The organism is Streptomyces sp. NPDC091281 (assembly GCF_044757425.1).
Classification (GTDB): domain Bacteria; phylum Actinomycetota; class Actinomycetes; order Streptomycetales; family Streptomycetaceae; genus Streptomyces.
Genome location: NZ_JBIVUY010000007.1, coordinates 425,029 through 441,238, shown reverse-complemented (window position 1 = coordinate 441,238; position 16,210 = coordinate 425,029). Strand labels below are relative to the sequence as shown.

General features: G+C 72.8%; 11 protein-coding genes. 6 read left to right on the top strand and 5 right to left on the bottom strand.

What is annotated here, in order from left to right; all coding sequences use genetic code 11:
- The first annotated feature begins 262 nt into the window (after positions 1 to 262).
- Complete coding sequence (locus ACIQPQ_RS21040; protein WP_401305830.1) at positions 263 to 1,048, top strand: DUF2993 domain-containing protein; 786 nt, start codon at positions 263 to 265, stop codon at positions 1,046 to 1,048.
- A 113-nt stretch (positions 1,049 to 1,161) separates the two neighbouring features.
- Here ACIQPQ_RS21040 and ACIQPQ_RS21035 read toward each other — a convergent pair.
- Positions 1,162 to 1,991, bottom strand: a protein-coding gene (locus tag ACIQPQ_RS21035) for an IS5 family transposase (protein ID WP_401305916.1) whose coding sequence is annotated in 2 segments (ribosomal slippage) — positions 1,162 to 1,659 and positions 1,662 to 1,991 — 828 coding nt in all. Because the reading frame shifts where the segments join, the coding sequence is not laid out codon by codon here.
- A 60-nt stretch (positions 1,992 to 2,051) separates the two neighbouring features.
- Complete coding sequence (locus ACIQPQ_RS21030; RefSeq protein ID WP_401305828.1) at positions 2,052 to 2,687, bottom strand: TetR/AcrR family transcriptional regulator; 636 nt, start codon at positions 2,685 to 2,687, stop codon at positions 2,052 to 2,054.
- Between the two features lie 346 nt (positions 2,688 to 3,033).
- On the opposite strand from ACIQPQ_RS21030, the gene ACIQPQ_RS21025 reads away from it, so the two are divergent.
- The 5 genes from ACIQPQ_RS21025 (at position 3,034) to ACIQPQ_RS21005 (ending at position 11,019) form a co-directional block, all read left to right on the top strand.
- Positions 3,034 to 4,071: a VOC family protein gene (locus ACIQPQ_RS21025; RefSeq protein WP_401305914.1), complete on the top strand. Its 1,038-nt coding sequence runs from the start codon at positions 3,034 to 3,036 to the stop codon at positions 4,069 to 4,071.
- Between the two features lie 154 nt (positions 4,072 to 4,225).
- Complete coding sequence (locus ACIQPQ_RS21020; protein ID WP_401305826.1) at positions 4,226 to 5,164, top strand: fumarylacetoacetate hydrolase family protein; 939 nt, start codon at positions 4,226 to 4,228, stop codon at positions 5,162 to 5,164.
- A gap of 16 nt (positions 5,165 to 5,180) precedes the next feature.
- Positions 5,181 to 7,091: a bifunctional 3-(3-hydroxy-phenyl)propionate/3-hydroxycinnamic acid hydroxylase gene (locus ACIQPQ_RS21015; protein ID WP_401305824.1), complete on the top strand. Its 1,911-nt coding sequence runs from the start codon at positions 5,181 to 5,183 to the stop codon at positions 7,089 to 7,091.
- Complete coding sequence (locus ACIQPQ_RS21010) at positions 7,088 to 9,274, top strand: acetoacetate--CoA ligase (protein ID WP_401305822.1); 2,187 nt, start codon at positions 7,088 to 7,090, stop codon at positions 9,272 to 9,274. The genes ACIQPQ_RS21015 and ACIQPQ_RS21010 overlap by 4 nt, the downstream gene beginning before the upstream one ends.
- Positions 9,275 to 9,411: 137 nt before the next feature.
- The gene (locus ACIQPQ_RS21005; protein WP_401305820.1) at positions 9,412 to 11,019 is read left to right on the top strand and encodes an MFS transporter; all 1,608 of its coding nucleotides are present in this window, start codon (positions 9,412 to 9,414) and stop codon (positions 11,017 to 11,019) included.
- 26 nt (positions 11,020 to 11,045) lie between these two features.
- Here the strand turns inward: ACIQPQ_RS21005 and ACIQPQ_RS21000 are convergent, their stop codons facing one another.
- The 3 genes from ACIQPQ_RS21000 to ACIQPQ_RS20990 form a co-directional block, all read right to left on the bottom strand.
- A complete protein-coding gene (locus tag ACIQPQ_RS21000; protein WP_401305818.1) occupies positions 11,046 to 11,354 on the bottom strand; it encodes a helix-turn-helix domain-containing protein in 309 nt (102 codons plus the stop codon).
- Positions 11,354 to 11,851, bottom strand: a complete 498-nt coding sequence (locus tag ACIQPQ_RS20995) for a DUF2975 domain-containing protein (protein WP_383777767.1) — start codon at positions 11,849 to 11,851, stop codon at positions 11,354 to 11,356. Before ACIQPQ_RS20995 ends, ACIQPQ_RS21000 begins: the two co-directional genes overlap by 1 nt.
- Positions 11,852 to 12,043: 192 nt before the next feature.
- Entirely contained in the window at positions 12,044 to 15,898 is a 3,855-nt protein-coding gene (locus ACIQPQ_RS20990; protein ID WP_401305816.1) for a GH92 family glycosyl hydrolase, read from the bottom strand.
- Between the last annotated feature and the right edge of the window lie 312 nt (positions 15,899 to 16,210).

The window sequence follows — 16,210 nt, the reverse complement described above, 5'->3', positions numbered from 1 at the left end:
GTCGTGTTGTACGGCAGGGGTGGCGGCGCGGGGCCGGTGGCTTGGGGGCGGGCCACGGCCGACGTCTGACGGTCGGCGCCTTGGGCCTGCTGTGTGGGGCGTCTGGCGTGTGCTGTGGAGCACTGTCACCGTCGTCGTTATTTGCACATCCATGAGCAATCTAGTTTCCTGCACAGTGATGTGCAAATGTTGAGGGTGTGCTCGGCGTCCCTCGCGCGCCGTGAGCGCCACTCGCCCCGAACCCGCCGCAGGAGGGTCCCGTATGCCTCAGTACCGTTCCGGATCTCATGACGACGCGACCCCGGCCCCGCGCGGGGTCCGGCGGCGTCGGGGGCCCGCCGTGGTGGCCGGGCTCCTCGCCGTCGCGCTGCTCCCCGTCGCCGTGGACCGCTGGGCGGCGGCCCGGATCGAGTCGCGTACGGCGGCCGCGTTCCAGGACGGGATGGGGACGCCTCGACCGCCGCAGGTCCGCGTCCACGGATTCCCCGTGCTGACCCAGGCGGCTTCCGGCACCCTGCGGCAGGTGGACGTCACTGCGCGGGACATACCGGCCGAGGGGACGGTCCGCCCGCTGCCCGTCTCCGAACTCCGCCTCCGGATGGACGGGTTGACCAAGTCGGCGGACGACGACGAGGCGCGGGCCGAGCGCGCGGACGCCACCGCCCTGCTGTCGTACGCGGACGTGTCGGACGCCCTCGGCCTGGAGATCTCCGCGGGCGACCGTCCCGGCCGGGTCAGCGCCGTCGTCGCGCTGCCGTTCACCGGAGAGGTCACCGTGACGACGACCGTCTCGGCGCTCTCCGGGAACCGCGTCGCCTTCCGGGACTTCGAGGTCACCGGCGGCGCGCTGCCCGCCGCAGGGAACGCCCTGCTCGGCCGGGTCTTCCAGGAGCCCGTCCAGCTGCGGAACATCCCCGGCGGCCTGCGGCTGCGCTCGGTCACCACCACGGCCGACGGCCTCGCCGCCCACTTCTCGGGCCGGTCGGTCACCTTCCGGCCCGGGGGAGCGGACGGCGCCGCCACGGAGGGGGCGGCGGGAACGGTCTGAGCCGGTCCCGGTTGCTGTCCCGGTCCGGGGCTGGGACCGGCCGGAGCGAGTGCGCCAGGGCCGGGGGGGGGCTTCGGGGGAGGGGGGAGGGTGCTAGGTTCTGTCGTCAAATGTCACGCCCACATCAGGAGTGAGGCGAGGGCGACAGCTGCGTGGTAGGACTCGGCGGTCTTGTCGTAGCGGGTGGCGATGCCTCGCCACTGTTTCAGGCGGTTGAAGCACCGTTCCACGACGTTGCGGTGCTTGTAGATCTCACGGTCGAAGGCCGGCGGGCGGCCTCCGTGGCTGCCGCGCCGGGCCCGGTTGCGGACCTGGTCGGCCCGTTCGGGAATCGTGTGCGCGATGCCACGACGGCGGAGCCAGGCGCGGATCGTCTTCGAGCTGTAGCCCTTGTCGCCCAGGACGTGATCGGGCCGTACCCGGGGCCGCCCCGGTCCGGTCCGGGGCACCCTGATCGCCTCCATCACCGCGGTGAACTGGGTGCAGTCGTTGGTGTTGCCGCCCGTCACGACGAAGCCGAGCGGGCGGCCGCGGCCGTCGCAGGCCAGGTGGACTTTGCTGGTCAGACCGCCTCTGGACCGGCCGAGGGCAGGGTCGCGGAGCCCCTTTTTCGGGCCCCGGCAGCGTGCTGGTGAGCGCGGACGATGGTGGAGTCGACCGACACCAGCCAGTCGATGTCGCCCGCCGCGTCCGCCTTCGCCTGGGCAGCGTGCAGCATCCTCTCGAACGTTCCGTCCGCCGCCCACCTGCGGAAACGCGTGTGGAGCGTGGCCCACGGACCATAGCGCTCGGGTACGTCCCGCCAGGCCGTCCCGGTCCGGAACTTCCACACGATCCCGTTCAGCACCCGGCGGTCGTCCAGCCGCTTCCGCCCCCGCAACGACTCGGGCAGCAACGGCCGGACGAACTCCCACTCGGCATCCGACAGTTCATGACGACGTATCACGACACCATGATCAACCAACCGTGATCATTTGAAGACACCACCTAGGGCTGGGGGGTGTCAGGCCAGGTCGGGCAGGGGGCGCCGGGCGACCTCGTGGGCCTCGGCCGCCGGGACGCCCAGCATCCGCAGCACCATCTCCGCCAGTTCGGCGCCCGCCAGGTCCCCGTCCATCTCCGGCCGGGCGAAGCGCAGTTCGATCAGGGACAGCAGGGTGCCGCCCAGCGCGGTCAGCGCGACCGCCGGCTGTACGGCGGTGAAGCGGCCGGTGTCCGTACCGGCCTCCAGGTCGCGCAGCGCCCGCGCGGTCAGGCCGTTCTCCGTGTGCAGATAGCCGAGGCCCCGATGGCGCAGCACCTGCATCAGCTCGGGGTGCGACTCGGCCATCCGGGCGCTGAGCCGGAATCCGGCCGCGACCAGTTCCGCGGGATCGTCGATGCCGCGCAGCCGCGCGTCGAAGGAGCGCCCGAACTCCTCCAGCGCGTCCAGCACGGCCGCCTCGAACAGGTCCGCCTTGGACGCGAAGTGGTTGTAGAACGAGCCGAAGCCGACGTCCGCGCGCTCCGCGATCGTCTGGATGCTCACCCCGGTGTCCCCGGTCTCGGCCAGGATCTGCCGGGCCGCGCGCACGAGCGCGCCCCGCGTCTCGGCGCGACGCCGCTCGAACCGGTTGCTGGGCGGGGCAGGCGTAGGCATGCGGGTGAGTCTATCTGGGCCGCCAGCCGCCATCGCAGTTCTGATGACTTCATCATTTCACCCTCGTGACCTCTTGACGGCCATTGCGTCAAAGTTGATGATTTCCTCAATACGGCGATGTTGCTCGGAGGCACCCATGTCCGAATCCCGCGCCGACGCGGCCCCGGCCGCGCCGACCCGTCCCCCGTCCCCTTCCGCGCCCGGCCCCACCCCTGACCTCGACCTCACGTCCCCTGGCACCCGTCACGCCATCCCTCACGCCACGGCTCACGCCACGCCCCACCAGGACCTGCACAGCGAGCGGGGCGCCCTGCGCGGTGAGCATCCGGGCCGGTCCCGGAACCCCGTGATCAAGGTGGCCGACCTGGCGTGGCTGGAGTTCGAGAAGCCCGACCTCGACCGCGCCGAGGTCTTCGCCCGGGACTTCGGCTTCACCGTCGCCGCCCGTGGCGAGCGGGAGCTGTGGCTGCGCGGCACCTTCGCGGGCTCGCCCTGCGCGGTCGTCCGGCGGGGTCGGACCTCCCGCTTCATCGGCCCGGCCTTCCGTACGGCGGACCGGGCCGACCTCGACCGGCTGGCGCGCGCCACCGGCGGGGACGTGCGTGACGTGGACGTCCCGGGCGGCGGACGCGGCGTCGACCTGCTCGACCCGTCCGGCTTCCCGGTGCGGGTCGTGCACTGCGCGGAGGAACTTCCCGAACTCCCGGGCCAGCGGCCGCTCCCGCTCAACCACGGCACCGACCCCCGCCGCACGGGCAGCGCCCAGCGTCCGGCACGCGAGCCCGCGCGCATCCAGCGCCTCGGCCATGTCGTGCTGGAGACACGGGTGTTCGGGCGGGCCCTGGACTGGTACCTGGACACGCTCGGCCTGATCGTGTCCGACTTCCTCTTCTTCGACGGACAGCGCGACCGCGGCCCGACGATGGCGTTCCTCCGTTGCGACCAAGGGGCACTCGCGGTCGACCACCACACCCTCGCCCTGCACCTCGGGCCCGGCACCGGCTATGTCCACTCCGCCTACCAGGTCACCGACCTGGACGCGATCGCCGCCGGTGGCGAATACCTCAAGGAGCGCGGATACCGGCGCAGTTGGGGCATCGGACGGCACATCCAGGGCAGCCAGCTCTTCGACTACTGGCGCGACCCGGACCGCCTCATGCTGGAGCACTTCGCCGACGGCGACCTCTTCGCCCACGACGTCGAACCCGGCTGGGCCCCCATGTCCACCACCGGACTCGCCCAGTGGGGCCCGCCCGCCACCCGCGACTTCCTCGGCGCCTCACCCTCCCCCCGCCGCATCCGCGAGGTCGTCAGCGCCCTCCGCGGCGACAACGACCTCGACCTCGCCCGCCTGATCGGCCTGCTGAGAGCCGCCCACTCCTGACCCCCACCGCACCCTGAGGCACTTCTCGCTCGCGGCGCCGCCGGCCACGAGCCGCGCACCCCACTGACCACGATCACCGGGTACGCCCCCCTGCCCCTGCCGCTGCCGCTGCTCCGCCGCCCCACAGCCCCGCACCTCCGACGAAGGCACCGACATGAGTACGAACGTCCTGCGCACCGCCGACGGCTGGTGGGTCCGCCGCGGCGACCGAGCCGTCCCGGTCGCCACCCGCGCCGCCACCACCGCCGAACTGATCGCCGACCGCGCGGCCGTGCGCGAAGCCGCCGCGAGCGACGACCCCGGCGTCCCGGCCGACGGCCTGACCGTCCTCTCCCCGGTCACCACGCCCTGCCGGGTGGTCGCGCAGATGGTCAACTACCGCAGCCACGCCCGCGACTCGGGCTTCCCCGCCGACTTCCCGCCCGCCTTCTTCCGCAAGGCCTCCGGCTCGGTGAGCGGCCCCGGCGACCCCGTCGTCCGCCCGCCGCACGTCCGCTTCCTCGACTACGAGGTGGAACTGGGCCTGGTCCTCGGTGCCCCGCTCACCGTGGGCACCACCGTCACCGACGACGACCTCCCCTCGTACGTCGCCGGACTGGTGATCACCAACGACGTCAGCGCCCGTGACGTCCAGCTGACCCGCACCCAGTTCTACGAGAGCAAGTCGTACCCCACCTTCACCCCGACCGGACCCCACCTCGCGCTGCTCGAACCAGGCGACTTCGCCCACCTCCCCGGCCTGCGCCTGCGGTTGGCCGTCAACGGCGAGCCGCGCCAGGACCGCACCCTCGCCGACATGATCGTCCGGCCCGCGCAGGCGCTGACCCTGCTCGCCCGCTTCCAGACCCTCGACCCCGGCGACCTGCTGCTGACCGGCACCCCCGGCGGGACCGCCCTCAAGGCCCCGCCCAGAGCCGTCGAGAAGGTCGGCGCGCTGCTGCCGCCCGCGCTCAAGTGGAAGGCCTTCTTCAGGACCCAGGCCAGGAATCCGCGCTACCTCCGTACCGGGGACGTCGTCACCGCCACCATCGGCACCCCCGACGGGCGGATCGACCTCGGCGAACAGCGCACCGCCGTGACCGACGCCGATTGAACCCGGAGCGAGCCGCATGACCTCCGACGCCCCCGCAGGGCCGGGCCCCTCCCGCCCGGCCACCCCGCCCCCGAGCACCCCGGCGGCCCTCACCTCCACGGACCCCGAGGACCCCAACCGCCCCGGCGAGGACATCACCGGCCCCGGCGAGGACACCACCGGCCCCGAGGTGGTCCCCGTCGTCATCGTCGGTGCCGGACCGGTGGGCGTGACCGCCGCCCTCCTGCTGGCCCGGTACGGCGTCCGCACCGTCGTCCTGGAACGCCACCCGGAGCCCTACCCGCTCCCACGCGCCGTCGCCGCCGACGACGAGGTCTGCCGGATCCTCCAAGCCGCCGGTGTGGACAAGGAGTTCACCCGGATCAGCCGCGTCTCCCGAGGCCTGCGGCTGCTGGACGCCGCCCACCGAGTGATCGCCGAGTTCCCCCGGTCCCCGTCCGGCCGCCACGGCTTCCCGCAGACCAGCATGTTCGACCAGCCCGCACTGGAAGGGCTGCTGCGCGCCGCGCTGGCCCGCCGACCGGAGGCCGAACTCCGGACCGGCGCCGAGGTGACCGCCGTCGAGCAGGACACCGGCGGACCCGTGCGGATCACGTACCGCGACCCGCACGGCGGACAGCACCTGCTGCGTGCCGAAGCGGTCCTCGGCTGCGACGGAGCCGGGAGCCTCGTCCGCGAGACCGTCGGCGCCCGCTGGGAGGACCTGCGCTTCGAGGAGACCTGGACGGTCGTCGACATCCGGACCACCGCGCCCGTGCGCTGCTGGGAGGGCGTCGACCAGGTCTGCGACCCGCACCGCCCCGCCACCTTCATGCGGGTCGGCGAGGACCGCTACCGCTGGGAGTTCCGCCTCCCCGGAGGACCCACAGGCCCCGACCTCGACGAGACCGGCCTCCGCGCCCTCGTCACCCCCTGGACCGACCCCACCCACGGCAGCCCCGGCGGTACGGCCCACGGCAGCCCCCGCGGCACCACCCACGACAGCCCCGGCAGCGGCGAAATCCCCTACGGTTGCCCGGACTTCGAGATCCTCCGCCAGTCCCGCTACACCTTTCGCGCCCGGGTCGCCGACCGCTGGCGGCGGGGCCGGATCTTCCTGCTCGGGGACGCCGCCCACCTCACCCCGCCCTTCGTGGGCCAAGGCCTCTGCGCCGGACTGCGCGACGCCCACAACCTCGCCTGGAAACTGGCCCGCGTCCTCCGCCAGGGCGCGCACGAGGCCCTGCTGGACACCTACGAGCAGGAACGCAGGCCGCACGCCCGGCACGTCGTCCGCCTCGCCGTCGCCACCGGCTGGGCCATGACCGGCGGCCAGGACCGGGCCGCCGCGCTCCGCCGCACCGCCGTCACCGCCGCCGCCCGGATTCCCGGCGTGACCGCACGAGCGGCCCGCGACCTCAGCCCCGCCCTGCGCGCGGGCCCCCTGGTCCAGCGCCGCACCGGGCACCCGCGCGGGCTGCCCGGCACCAGCGCCCCCCAGCCCTGGGCGCGGACCGGCGCCGGGGACCGGGTCCGCCTCGACCAGCTCCTCGGGGACTTCTTCGCCGTCCTCACCGCCGTCCCCCCGACCCCCTCGCTGCGCGCCCTCGCCGCCGCGCTCGGCGCCCGGATCGTCCACGTGGCCGACACCGGGGACGACGGCACCCTCGCCGCCTGGCTCCGGGCGGGCCGGGCGGACGCCGCGCTGCTGCGCCCCGACCGCGTCGTCATGGACGTCGTCCCGCGCGGCGCCGCCGACTTCACCGGCGCCACCGCCTGGGCACCCCTGCTGACCAACGGCCGCCGCCGCACCGAGGCCCCCGCGCGGCCGGACCGCACCCCAGGCCGCGCGGGCCCCACCCCCGCCCCCCGCACCCCCGGCCCGCACCCGCCCGCCGCCATCCGCCACCGACTCCCTTCGACCGCCGCGAGGAGCAGCGCGCCATGACCGACACCGGCACCACCCCACTGACCGGCACCACCCCACCGACCGGCACCACCCCGCCCACCGACGTCACCACCCCTCCCACGGACGGCACCCCACCCACCGGCACCACCGCACACGAGACCCCCGCCCCCTCCACTCCCGCCACGCCCTCCACCTCTGCCACGCCCTCCACCCCCTCCACCGAGCCCTGCTGGTCCCCCGATCCCGAGACCGCGGCCACCAGCCGCCTCGCGGACTTCGCGCACCGCGCCGCCGCCACCTGGCGCAGGGGCCTGCCGCCCGACGACTACGCCGCCCTGCACGACTGGTCCGTCACCGACCTCGACGGCTTCTGGGGCGCTGTCTGGGAGTACTTCGACATCGACGCGGCCACCCCCTACGAGCAGGTCCTCGCCGACGACACGATGCCCGGCGCCCGCTGGTTCCCGGGCGCCACCCTCAACTACGCCCACCACGCGCTGCGTCGGCTCCCCACCGAGGGCCCCGCACTCCTCGCCCTGGACGAGACCGGCGCCTGCCGCGAGCTGTCCGCCGACGAGCTGCGCGCCCAAGTCGCCTCTGTCGCCGCCACCTTGCGCGACCTGGGCGTCGGCGCGGGGGACCGGGTCGTCGGCTACCTCCCCAACACCCCGCACGCGATCATCGCCTTCCTCGCCACCGCGAGCCTCGGCGCCGTCTGGTCCGTGTGCGGCCAGGACTACGCGCCGCGCGCCGCCGCCGACCGCTTCGCCCAGCTCGAACCGGCCGTCCTCTTCGCCGCCGACGGCTACCTCTTCAACGGCACCGTCCACGACCGCGCCGCCGCGGCCGTCGACCTGGCCCGCGCCCTGCCCACCCTGAAGGCGACCGTGCTCGTCGGGCACGTGGGCGAGCCCTGGCCCGAGCACGCCGTCCCCTCCCTCGTCGTACCGTGGGAGGACGCGGCGAGCCGCACCGAGCGACTCGACTGCGTACCCGTCCCGTTCGACCATCCGCTCTGGATCGTGTTCTCCTCCGGCACCACCGGCCTGCCCAAGGGCATCGTCCACGGCCACGGCGGAGTCCTCCTCGAACACCTCAAGACCCTCGGCCTCCAGTCCGACCTCGGCCCCGGCGACCGCCTCCTCTGGTACACGACCACCCACTGGATGATGTGGAACCTGGTCGTCTCCACCCTCCTCACCGGCGCGAGCACCTGCACCTACGACGGCAGCCCCGCCCCCTTCGCCCGCCCGGACGTCCTGTGGGAACTCGCCGCCCGCCACCGCGTCACCCTCTTCGGCACGAGCCCCCAATACCTCCTCGGCATGGCCAAGTTCGGCATCGACCCCTCGGCGCACGACCTGTCGGCGGTCCGTGCCGTCGGCTGCACAGGCTCCCCGCTGCCCGCGTCCGCCCACCCCTGGGTCCGCGACCACGTCGGCGCCCGCGTCCAGCTCGCCTCCATCAGCGGCGGCACCGACGTCGTCTCCGGCTTCGCGGGCGGCGCCCCCGTCCTGCCGGTGTGGGCGGGCGAACTCTCCGCGCCCCACCTGGGCGTGGCGCTCGCCGCGTACGACGACGAGGGCCGACCCGTACGGGACCGGCCCGGCGAACTCGTCGTCACCCGCCCCATGCCGTCGATGCCGCTGTCCTTCTGGAACGACCCCGACGGCAGCCGCTACCACGAGGCCTACTTCTCCACGTATCCCGGCGTGTGGCGGCACGGCGACCGGATCACGGTCACCGGACACGGCACGGTGATCGTCCACGGCCGCTCGGACGCCACCCTCAACCGCAACGGCGTCCGCCTCGGCAGCGCCGACCTCCACGACGTCGTCGAACGGCTGCCCGAGGTCGCGGAGGCACTCGTCGTCGGCGTCGAGGAACCCGACGGCGGCTACTGGATGCCCCTCTTCGTGGTGCCCGCCGCCGGGGCCGTCCTCGACGACACCCTGCGCGAGCGCATCCGCGAAGCCGTCCGCACTGAGGTCTCGCCGCGCCACGTCCCCGACGAGATCCGCCAGGTGCCGGGCATCCCGCACACCCGCACCGGCAAGAAACTCGAAGTACCGGTCAAACGGCTCATCCAGGGCGAACCCGCGGAGCAGGTCGTCAACCCGTCCGCCGTCGACGACCCCGCCCTCCTCGACCACTACGTCCGCCTCGGCACGGAACGCCGCGCCCGGCACCGCCCGGACCACCCCGCCGAAACCGACGCCTGACCCGGACACCCGACCAGGACACCCGACCCGGACGCCTGACACCGACCCCACGGACCACCCCGCCCGGCCCACCGGGCCCGCACCCGCCCGCCGCTCCACCGCCCCTCCCCGCCCGACCGGACCGAGGAACCACCCCCATGAGCCCCACCACCCCCCACCCCGACTCCCACCCCGACCCCGACTCCCACCCCGACCTCGACCCCGACCCCGACCGTGGGTCCCACCCCACGCCTCCCGCCGTCGTCACCGGGCGGGGCGGGACCCGCGGGGTGCTGTTCGCGATGTGCCTGGCCCTGGTCCTGGTCGTCGCCTCCGTCTCCGCGCTCAACCTCGCCCTGCCCGACCTCGGCGTCGACCTCGCCGCCACCAACGGCGAGCTGACCTGGATCGCCGACGCCTACACCGTGGCCCTGGCCGCCCTCGTCCTGCCCTTCGGGGCGATCGGCGACCGCGTCGGCCGCCGGAACGTCCTCGTCGCCGGCACCTTCGTCTTCGGCGCCGCGTCCCTGGCCGCCTCGTTCGCGGACTCCACCACCCCGCTGATCGCCTGGCGGGCCGTGATGGGCGTCGGCGCTGCGATGATCATGCCGGGCACCCTCTCCACCATCACCGCCGCCTTCCCGCCCGAACAGCGGGCCAAGGGGGTCGCCACCTGGTCGGGGTTCGCGGCGGCGGGCGCCATCGTCGGCATGCTCGCCGCGGGAGCCCTGCTGGAACAGTTCTCCTGGCGGTCCCTCTTCGTCGCCAGCGCCGCCGTCGCCCTGGTCGCCGCGGGCGCCGCCGCCCTGCTCGCCCCCGACACCAAGGACCCCGAGCCGCACCGCCCGGACGTCGCGGGCGCGGTCACCACCGCCGTCGCCATCGGCGCCCTCGTCCTCGGCATCATCGAGGGCAACGAGCGGGGATGGACGGAACCCCTGGTGATCGGCGCGTTCGTGGTCACCGTCGTCGCGTTCGCCGCGTACGCCTACCTCGGGCTGCGCACCGAACACCCGCTGCTCGACCCGGCGCTGTTCGGCATCCCCGGCTTCCGGGCGGGTGCGGTGACGGTGCTGGTCCAGTTCCTCGCCGTGTTCGGGTTCTTCTTCGTCGGCCTCCAGTACCTGCAACTCATCCTCGGCTACAGCCCCCTGAAGGCGGCCGTGGCCCTGGTCCCGGTCGCCCTCGCGGTGCTGCCGGTCTCCCAGCTGACACCCCGCCTGATGCGCCGACTCGGCATGAAGGCCGTCATGGCCACCGGCCTGCTGCTGCTCTGCGGCGGCCTGTACGTCATCTCGCTGCTCGACGCCGACTCCGGCTACCCGCCGTTCCTCGGGGGACTGGTGCTGGCGGGCCTCGGGATCGGCCTGAGCGGCGCCGCGGGCACCGCCGCCATCACCGGCTCCCTCGGCCGGGGCCGCCAGGGCGTCGCCTCCGCCATGAACGACACCACCCGCGAGGTGGGTTCGGCGGTCGGCATCGCCCTCATGGGCTCGGTCTACGGCAGCCACTACCGCTCCGCGCTGCCCGCCACCCTGGAACAGCTCCCGCCCGGAGCGGCCCACTCCGTACGCGACTCGGCCGCCGCCGGACTCCACGTCGCCGACCAGCTCGGCCCCCGTGGCGCGGAGCTGGCCGACGGAGTGAAGGACGCCTTCATGGACGGACTCTCCGCATCCCTGATCGCCGTCTGCCTGGTCGTCCTCGTCGCCGCCGTCGGCGTCCTCCTCCGCGCCCCCCACACCCTGCCCACGACGGACGACTGACCAGCCACACCCCCCCCCCGGACGGCCTAAGCCCCCGCCTCCACCCCCGCCACAACCCCCGCCCCCTGGCCCCCACCCACCGACCCCTGTCCGCCCAGCCCGCCCCCGCCGTCCTGCCCGTCCTCCCCGCCCTCCGCCACCCACCGCAGCAGATCCCCCGGCTGGCACTCCAGCACCTCGCAGAGCGCGGCCAGGGTGGAGAACCGTACGGCCTTGGCCCGGCCGTTCTTGAGGACGGCCAGGTTGGCCGGGGTGATGCCCACCCGCTCCGCGAGGTCCCCGACGGACATCTTCCGCCGGGCCAGCATCACGTCGATGTGGACGACGATCGGCATCAGATCACCCCGGCCAGCTCGGCCCGCATACGATCCGCCTCGACATCCCGCGCCACGGCCTGCGCCAGCAGCATCCGCAGCACCAGCACGATCAGCGCCACCCCCAGCACCGCCAGCGCACCCCCGCCGACCAGCAGCACACCCCCCGGCGCCACCGCCTCACCCGGCGCCAGCAGCACCCCCAGCGCACACATCAGCACCGCGCCCACGACGAAGGCGCCGATCGCGGCATGGACGTACCGGAAGGCGTCGGGGGAGAACACCGTGCCCCGCCGGACCATCGTGACCAGCCGCCACACACAGACCAGGACCACCTGCGCGGTGACGACACCCAGCACGATCGTCACCAGGAACGCGGCGGGCGGATACCCGAGATCGCCCCGCATCGCGTCCAGATCGCGGCCGAGCAGAGGCACCAGGACCGCCTGGGTGAACAGGGTCCCGCCGAACAGGGCCATCAACACCACCCGCAACGCCAGCACGGTCAGCTGCCCCATGATCTCTCCTCACCCCAGGACCATCGAATCACGATGGAAAGCTATCGAAAAACGATAGACCGCGCAAGCGGTTGCCTCCCCCCCCACACGCACCCACACAGCAGAGCGCCGCCCGAGTCCCCCCGGACGGCGCCCTGATCTCACTCCACCTCACCTCGCCTCACCTCAAGGCGAGGTCACCTCAAGCCGAGGTCACGACAGCAGCTCCACCTCCGTCACCGTCGCCGCCGCCCCGTCGAACACCAGGCGGTAGTGGGCGTACGAGCCCGGCCGGGCCACGGAGAACGCCCGTGTCTGCCGGTCCCAGCGGAAGGACTCCCCGGACCGCTTGTCGAGGTCCTTCCAGCTCTGCCCGTCGGCCGAGCCCTGGAGGACCCACCCGGTCGGGGCCTGGTCCTGCTTGCCCGAGGTCAGTGTGTACTGCACCGCCTTCTTCGCGCCGTCCACCGGCAGGGTCACCGCGCCCGACACGCTCGCCGAGGTGGCCGAGGTGTTGTCGAACAGCGCGCCCTCGCCCTGGAGGGCGTCCGACCGCGGCTCCGGCTTCTTGTCGTCCTGGGTGATCGACACGGGCGCCGCCTTCTTGCCGGTGCCCCACGAGGAGGGCCGCGAGCCCATGTCGAAGTCCAGCACCGCACCCTTCGCCAGGATGTCGTGCGGCAGCGAAGTCGACGTCCAGGTACGGCCGTTGACCTTCAGACCCTGCACGTACACGTTGCGCGCGCTGTTCTTCGGCGCCCGGACGACCAGCTTGCGGCCGTTCTCCAGCTGGATCGTCGCCTTCTTGAAGAGCGGGGAGCCCACGGCGTACTCACCGCTGCCCATCACCAGCGGGTAGAAGCCCAGCGAGGAGAAGAGGTACCAGGCCGACTGCTCCCCGTTGTCCTCGTCACCGTGGTAGCCCTGCCCGATCGAACTGCCGGTGTACAGGCGGGACAGCGCCTCGCGCACCTTCGCCTGCGCCTTCGAGGGCTGCCCGGCCGCGTCGTACATGTAGATCGCGTGGTGCGCGACCTGGTTGGAGTGGCCGTACTGGCCCATCCGCACGTCCCGCGCCTCGGTCATCTCGTGGATGACGCCGCCGTAGGAGCCCACGAACTCGGGCGAGGCGGTCTCCGGGGTGGAGAAGTACGTGTCGAGCTTCTTGCCCAGACCGTCCCGGCCGCCGTACAGGTTGGCCAGACCGCGGCTGTCCTGCGGGGCGGTGAAGGCGTAGCCCCAGCCGTTGGTCTCGGTGTAGTCGTAACCCCACACCCGCGGGTCGTACTCCGAGGACTTGACCCGCCAGTCGCCCTGCGCGTTCTTGCCCTGGAAGAACCCGGCCTGGTCGTCGAAGAGACGGACGTACTCCTGCGCCCGGTTGGTGAAGTACTCCGACTCCTCCTTGTAGCGCTTCTGGCCCGTCTCCTTGTAGAGCTTCTTGCCCATCTCGGCGATGCCGTAGTCGTTGACGTAGCCCTCCAGCGCCCACGACAGACCCTCGTGGGTCTCGGTGCTGGTGTAGCCGAGGAACGGCGACGTCGCCATGCCCTTGCGGCCCACGCCCGAGGACGGCGGCACCACGGTCGCGTTCTTCACGGCCGCGTCGTACGCCGACCTCCCGTCCAGGTCCACGCCCTTGACGTACGCGTCGGCGAACGCGACGTCCGAGGAGGTGCCGGTCATCAGGTCCGCGTAGCCGGGGGAGGACCAGCGCGAGGTCCAGCCGCCGTCCTTGTACTGCTGCACGAACCCGTCGGCCAGCTCGCCCGCCTTCGACGGCGTCAGCAGCGAGTACGCCGGCCAGGTCGTCCGATAGGTGTCCCAGAAGCCGTTGTTGACGTAGACCTTGCCGTCGACGATCTTCGCGCCGGTGTGGGTCGGGGTGTCCGGACCCGGCATCGGCGAGAACGGCGAGGCGTACTTGTACGTCGAACCGACCTTCTCGAAGCCGGAGTTGGGGTACAGGTACAGCCGGTACAGGCTGGAGTACAGCGTGGTCAGCTGGTCGGACGTGGCGCCCTCCACCTGGACCTTGCCCAGGATGGCGTCCCACTGCCGCTGCGCCTGCTTCTTCACCTTGTCGAAGGAGGTGCCCTGCGGGATCTCCTGGCGCAGGTTGTCCTTCGCCTGGTCCACGCTGATCAGCGAGGTGGCCAGCCGCAGGTTCACGGTGCGGTCGGCGCCCGCGTCGAAGCGCAGGTAGCCCTTGACGCCGCTGGACGAGCCGTCCTTGACCGGCGCGTCGAACTCGCCGTACACGAACAGCCGCGTCGCGCCCGCCGACAGCCCGGACTTGACGTCCGAGTAGCCGGTCACGATGCCGTTGTCCTTGTCGAGGGTCAGCCCGGCCTGGTCGGTGACGTTGTCGAAGAGGACGCTCGCGTCGTCGCCCGGGTAGGTGAAGCGCAGGGCGGCCGCGTGGTCCGTCGGCGCCATCTCCGTCTTCAGCCCGTTCTCGAACGTCACACCGTAGTAGTACGGGCGCGCCGTCTCGTTCTCGTGCTTGAAGGGCAGCGCCCGCGCGGTCCGCCCGGTGTCCGGGGTGTCCTTCGCGGCCGACGGCATTACCTGGAACGTCTGCCGGTCACCCATCCACGGGCTCGGCTCGTGGCTCGCGCTGAACGCCTGGATCGTCGGCAGGTTGTCCGCGTTGTTGGCGCGCGCGTAGTCGTACAGCCAGCCCAGCGAACCGGCGTTGGTCACCGGGGTCCAGAAGTTGAAGCCGTGCGGCACCGCCGTCGCCGGGAAGTTGTTGCCGCGTGAGAAGCCACCGCTGGAGTTGGTGCCGCGCGTCGTCACCGCGTAGTCCGACTTGTGCGCCTTCGGCGTCTCGGGGGCCGCCGTGCGCAGCGCCACGTCGTCCACCCAGCCCTGGAACTTGGCCGCCCCGCCGGGGGAGTCGTACGCGACGAGGATGCGGTCGACCGTCTTGCCGGCCGCCACCGAACCGATGTCCGCGAGCACGTCGTTCCACTGGTTGACGTACAGCACCTTCGACGCGCCCTGCCCCTGCGGCGTCAGCGGGAACCCGTGCTGGTCCCGCGCGCCGAGGCCGCTGAGGTAGGTGCCGTCGGTGAAGGCCAGGTCCACCGCGACGTTCGTCGCCGCGTAGTCCAGGACCTTGTCGGCCATCGCGGGGAAGATCCGGTACGCCAGCTCGGTGCGCGACCCGACGCGCACGTTCACGTCGAAGACCTTGTTGTAGGAGTAGCCGCGCCCGTCGGCGGTCTGCCGCCCCGCGTAGCGCAGCGCCTTGACGCCCGTGAAGCCCGCCCGCGCCTTCGCGGTCGGCGAACCGCTCGGCCCCCGGTCCACCGTGGTCAGCATGTCCGGCGGGACCGGGCTGCCGTCGCCCCCGGTGCCGAACCGCACGTCGGCGAGCTGGATGATGCCGCCGCCGCGGTTCTTGGTGATCTCCAGCCGGAAGTGCTTGTACGCGGCCGGGGCGGCCAGGTCGTACGTCTTCGTCTGGAACCGCTCGGCGAAGGACTCACCCGTGCGGCTGTCGACGGTCGTCCACTCCTTGCCGTCCGCCGACCCCTTCAGCGTCCAGTCCGCCGGGTCCCGCTCGGCCGCGTCGTTGGCCGAGGTGAGCGCGTACGTGGTGACCGGCGCCGCCTCCGACAGGTCGAACTCGACCCAGCCGGTGGACGCGAAGGCGAGCCACTTGCTGCTCGACTCCCCGTCGACCAGGTTCTCCTTCACCTCGCCGCCGGCCGTGTTCTCGGCACTGGCGCGGACGTCGGTGACCCGGTCGGTCACATCGCCGGGCAGCCCCGTGGCGTAACCGCCGTCGACGCCCGAGGCGCGCTTGCCGCCGCCCCGCGCCGACTCCACCGTGCTCCGCCAGTCGGGAGCGGGCTGGCCCGTCTCGAACGACGAGGCGAACTCCCGGTCCGCCTGCGGCGCCCGCTCCGGCAGCGCGACCGCCGCGCCGGGCAGTCCGACCGCCAGGGCGAGGGCGGCGCTGCCGACCACGGCCCGTCTCCAACTCCCGCGTGATCCCCGACGCGATCCTGCCGGAGACCCCCGCTCCGATCTCTGTCGAGCCCCGAAACGCTGCATCGCGAGCACCCTCCCTGCGGTTGGACAACGTTGTCTTTCTTCAGGCGCAGGAATCAGTAGGAGGTCAAGTGGCAAGTGATGTCAAGGAGGTTGACCGCACCATCCGCGCCGTACGGACGCGTATGTCCCGTATTTTTCCGTCCCGGAGGACATGGTCGTCTCATATTTCCGGCAGGTCTCAACTCGGAAAAGACCGGCGGCCAACCGTGTATTCGATCTTGCCCCCTCGGCCGGAAGTGGACTATACCTGTGCGCGATTCACCCGATCCGCACGACCCTGCTTGACCTGACCGCGGTGCCGGGAAGGATGGC

Excerpts from the sequence above, each read along its gene's own strand:
- ACIQPQ_RS20990 (WP_401305816.1), bottom strand. The coding sequence starts at position 15,898 with ATGCAGCGTTTCGGGGCTCGACAGAGATCGGAGCGGGGGTCTCCGGCA.
- ACIQPQ_RS21000 (WP_401305818.1), bottom strand. The coding sequence starts at position 11,354 with ATGCCGATCGTCGTCCACATCGACGTGATGCTGGCCCGGCGGAAGATG.
- ACIQPQ_RS21030 (WP_401305828.1), bottom strand. The coding sequence starts at position 2,687 with ATGCCTACGCCTGCCCCGCCCAGCAACCGGTTCGAGCGGCGTCGCGCC.
- ACIQPQ_RS21040 (WP_401305830.1), top strand. The coding sequence starts at position 263 with ATGCCTCAGTACCGTTCCGGATCTCATGACGACGCGACCCCGGCCCCG.
- ACIQPQ_RS21015 (WP_401305824.1), top strand. The coding sequence starts at position 5,181 with ATGACCTCCGACGCCCCCGCAGGGCCGGGCCCCTCCCGCCCGGCCACC.
- ACIQPQ_RS21005 (WP_401305820.1), top strand. The coding sequence starts at position 9,412 with ATGAGCCCCACCACCCCCCACCCCGACTCCCACCCCGACCCCGACTCC.
- ACIQPQ_RS20995 (WP_383777767.1), bottom strand. The coding sequence starts at position 11,851 with ATGGGGCAGCTGACCGTGCTGGCGTTGCGGGTGGTGTTGATGGCCCTG.
- ACIQPQ_RS21010 (WP_401305822.1), top strand. The coding sequence starts at position 7,088 with ATGACCGACACCGGCACCACCCCACTGACCGGCACCACCCCACCGACC.
- ACIQPQ_RS21020 (WP_401305826.1), top strand. The coding sequence starts at position 4,226 with ATGAGTACGAACGTCCTGCGCACCGCCGACGGCTGGTGGGTCCGCCGC.